General features: G+C 24.7%; 2 protein-coding genes. One reads left to right on the forward strand and one right to left on the reverse strand.

Going from position 1 to position 4,729, the window contains the following annotated elements; translation table 11 throughout:
* Nucleotides 1-3,092, reverse strand: a 3,092-nt coding sequence (locus KJQ97_RS08760) for an HAD-IA family hydrolase (RefSeq protein WP_214120600.1), incomplete at its 3' end; no start/stop codon positions are given.
* 112 nt (nt 3,093-3,204) lie between these two features.
* On the opposite strand from KJQ97_RS08760, the gene KJQ97_RS08765 reads away from it, so the two are divergent.
* Nucleotides 3,205-4,611, forward strand: a complete 1,407-nt coding sequence (locus KJQ97_RS08765) for a phosphomannomutase/phosphoglucomutase (RefSeq protein WP_214120601.1) — start codon at nt 3,205-3,207, stop codon at nt 4,609-4,611.
* Nucleotides 4,612-4,729 lie beyond the last annotated feature (118 nt).

The following is a 4,729-nucleotide window of genomic DNA, read 5'->3' on the forward strand; positions in this document are numbered from 1 at the left end:
CCATAAGCATCTTCAAATAATAAATCCTCAAACATCTTAATATCTTTCAAGTTTGGATTTTTAAAAAAGATACTAAGTATTCTTAAAGATTTTTGCGGTTCAATATCAAGATAAATAAAATATTCTCTTAATATACTCAATACATCTTGAATATAACACAAAGCTCCATTATGCACACTTTTAACAAATTTTAATCTTTTTTCGTTTAAAGGTTCTTTCATAAAAATAGCTTCTAATTTATTATTAAAATCAACAAATTTGACAAAACTAGAGTCAGATGAGCTAAATAAACTTTCATATAACGGCACATGTCTGCAAAAATCTAAGTATGTATCGTGTCTATCAATAAAATTACCTAAATAACCTTTTATATTCATCCCGTTCTTTTTAACCCTATATATAGCATCTCTAAAAGTTAATAGATAATACCCTGATGTTTTTATATTAGTTATTTGATAAAGAGATTCTTGCATAGTTCCCGCATATCCAATATCTACTAAAGCACTATTTTTATTATTACTAAAACCCATAGTATCCAAGTATTTAATATACGCATTTCTATTACGATTAGCAACTTCGAATATCAACTCCTTAATCTCTAAAGCAAAATTAGATATTGTGTTTCTATCATTGAAAGTAATTTTTGTATTAGTTGTAAAATTATACTTTTTCAATAAATTAGAGTCTATAGAATTTAAATCTATATCAAATCTGTATTTAAATAAATCATATAATTTCATATTATTAGCATAATCAACACTAATTAAATCTAAAATATCTTTTTCTGTTCTTATTTTAGCGTTATTTATAGCTTGTCTAGAACATAACAAATACTCAGCACTTGGAGCATTTTTATAATATTTGGAAACCAATAAATATGCATCTTTCATAATTTTACCATCTCTTGATAAAAAATAAACTTTATCAATACCGTCATTAATCATTTCTTCTATCAACCACTTTATAAACCCTAACAAAAGTAATGAAAAAGCAGCATAGCCTAAATTTTCCAATTTTCCATTAAAGATACTTTTAGTATCAAATTTTTGATAACTATCTGAATACAATTTATTTCCAATAATAGATAGTAGTATATTTATATCAACCTTTCTTCTATCCTCATCTCTTTTCCAAATACTTGAGTATCCAAAGCTCTTAATATAATTTTCAGATGGTTTTACAACATGGAAAGCTTTTATTTGATTTTCTTGCGCCATTATAATATCTGATTTTAAGTTATCTCCAATATGCAATATTCTATCACTATATTTTTTTTCCTTGTTCTTAACAAGATTAAATAACTTACCAGAGTTTTTTTTAGCTTTATATTTACTAGAAACATAAATTTCATCAATTTTGTCATACCCATTACTTTTTAAAACAGAAAATAAAAAAATACTATCTAAATACATATCAGATATCACTATAATTCTCTTATTTAACTTAACTGCTTCTAAATAAATCTTATATACAAAATCTCTTTTATACAATAAGTCAAATTCGCACCTTTTCTCTAATTCTTTAATATATTTTAAATATTTGTTTTTTATATAAACTTCTAAATCTATATTGTTATAAATATCATCTAAAGTAACCTCACCTAGTCCAGATTCTAATGCCTTTTTAAATGCCTTTTTTTCTGCATTAATTCTCAGTGATTTAAAATCTGGTATTTTTATTTTAATCTCTTCATATATTAATATTGACATAAAATCAAACAATTCTGTGGGCTCTAAAAAGGGTCTAACTAATAAAGTATCAAAAATATCAAAAGAAATGATATCATACCTTCTTAATTGTTCAAGTGCTTCTTTATAGCAAATATTAAAAGATGTGTTTTTTAGCAAACCATTTATTTGATCTTTTGCTATTATACTTCTCATGTATTCTTTAGATTCTCCCCAATAAAAAGAACCGGTAGTTTCATTTTTTAATCTTCTTAAAAATTTATAATATTCACTACTTTCATTGAGAAACCAAACAGGAATATCTGTAGTGTACAAACTATTAATAATTTTATCTTGTTGGCTAATTTCTATACATTCTCTTATTTGCATTATATAATCTTCATAATTATTAGCAGTTTGAAATCTTTTTATGTGATTTTGTTCACTAAAAACAAAAATAGGTTTAGAATACATAGCACCCTGTATTCCAAGAGACGATGATATCGTAATAACTCCATCAACTTGTGGTACCAAAAACTGTGATGAGTTATCAATATTATCTGTCATTTTATCATAGATAAAATTTGGAAATCTATTACTTAGATAATTTATTAATTCTTCTGTTAATATATTGGTTTTATATCTTTTTGAAATATAATTTGTTACTAAAATACCAATATCATATGGGGTATTACATAAAACAAATTCAAGAATATTTAACTGCTTTTGTTTTATATTATTAAAATCAATCATAAAGTAATTATCTATCTGTAAAGGAAATAGTATTATAAATTTAAACTTTTTTTTGTAGGAATGTAACAATTGTTCAAAAGGATTAACTATATTTAAAATTTCATAATACTTTTTTACCTCATTTTTTATGAAAACAAGATCTGATAATTCTATGTTGTTCAGTGCGTTATTAACATAGTTTTTTAAAATTCCATCATTGAAAGATATTGTAGATAAATATGGTTCACGTGACAACACTCCTGGCATTTGATATAACATCTTAGCTGTTTTAAAAATATATCTCAAATAATTAGAACAACACTCCCAAGATAATATTATATCAACATCTACATTGTTAAGTATTGTAGAATCCACTAATAAATATTTTAATTTCTGTATCTCTTCATAAGATATTAAATTACTATAATCTAATAGATCTATTTCTTTATAGTTAATAAAATTAAAAATTTTATTAAATTCAGCAGAGTCTACTTTTATAAAGTTAATTTTTTTATCATATATTATATCTAATTGTAAAAAATTATTAATTAGTATTTTATCTGCAATAATAAAAACATTTTCTGTTCTAACTAAATTATTGGCTTGTTTTATTATGCTATTAGATAAAGTAGCTAATCGAAAGTTGCTATCATTTAATTGTTTGTTTAAATCCATATAAAATAAAATATTCATCGTAATCCTTTATTGTAATCAACATATATAGTAAAAGTAAAAAAGCTTAACATCTGAACAGTATAATATATAAAAAAATAGTAATCAGACTTTAAACATTAAGGAAAACAAAATGAAACACATATTTAGAGAATACGATATTAGGGGGATTTTTGGGACTGAGATTAGTCCTAATTTTACTAAGGCTTTAGGTTTTGTAATAGGTAAAATTATGCTTAGTAAAAATGCAAAAAGTGTAAGCGTAGGCTATGATGCAAGACTTAGTAATAAAGTCTTAAATAATGCTTTAATTTATGGGCTAAATCGTGCAGGAATTAAGGTTTATTCACTTGGACTTGTTCCTACTCCACTTGGGTATTTTAGCAATTACGCTTATGAAATTGATGCAAATATTATGATAACAGCATCACATAACCCTAAAGAATACAATGGCTTTAAAATCACTATAAATAAAGAAAGTTTTTTTGCAAAAGAGCTTAGTGATATTTATACTGAAGTTGCAAATCACATAAAAGATTTTGATGATAAGATTGAAAATGCTGAATATGAAGAATTAGATATTAAAACAAAATATATTGAGTTTTTGCAAAAAGAATTCGCTCATCTTAAAAACGCCAATATAAATCTAGCAATTGATACAGCTAGTGGTGCAGCTTGTGAAGTTGTAGCAAACATTTTAGATATTTTAAATATTAAATACGCTCATTATTTTAGTGAATTTGATGGTGAATTTAAATCTCACGAGCCAGACCCAACAGAAGAAGAAAATCTATTTGCTATTAAAAATGAGCTTAATTTTAGCAATTTTTCTCATCATTGCCCTACTCCACTTTATAAAAATAACTATGTTAAAAATACTGCGACACTTGGCTTTGGTTTTGATGGAGATGCTGATAGAATTGTATGTGTTTTAAAAGATAAAATCATTAAAGGTGATGAGCTTTGCTATCTATTTGCAAATAATATTAAAAATCCTAAAATCCTTTGTGAAGTTAAATGCTCAAAAGTAATTTTTGATAAAATTAACGAGCTAGGAACTTGCTCAATGTGTAAAACAGGTCATTCAAATATCAAAAAAGCTATAAAAGAATTAAATGTGGATTTAGCAGCAGAACTTAGCGGACATGTATTTTTTAATGACAAATATTATGGATACGATGATGCGATTTATTCTATGCTAAGAATTATTGAGCTATATTTAAAAAACCCTAATTTTATTGATATTTTAAACAACTTACCTAAAGCATATTCAAGTAATGAAATAAAAATAAAAGTAAATGAAAGTGATAAATTTAATATAATAAATACTTATAAAGAAAAAATAAAATCTCTTAATCTAAACGCTAAGCTAATTGAAATTGATGGAGTGAGATTAGAATTTGAAAATGGATTTTCACTACTTCGAGCAAGTAATACTAGCCCTTATTTAGTAGCTAGATTTGAAAGTGTCAGCGAAGAGAAATTAAAAGAAATCAACGATTTTACCTTTAAACTTTTAGATGAAATAATTAAAAATTAATTAGTTAATAAGTTTAGGTTAATATAACTAAAAAAATTTTAAAATACCCCCCCCCCACGCTCAATATTACTAAATTGTGGGGGTAGTATTCTAAGTGAAAGAAAGTATGAATATAAAT

It is taken from the genome of Campylobacter sp. 2018MI01 (genome assembly GCF_018501205.1).
Lineage (GTDB): Bacteria > Campylobacterota > Campylobacteria > Campylobacterales > Campylobacteraceae > Campylobacter_E.

Bases quoted from the DNA above. Each gene is read 5' to 3' on its own strand.
- KJQ97_RS08765 (WP_214120601.1), top strand. From the start codon at position 3,205: ATGAAACACATATTTAGAGAATACGATATTAGGGGGATTTTTGGGACT.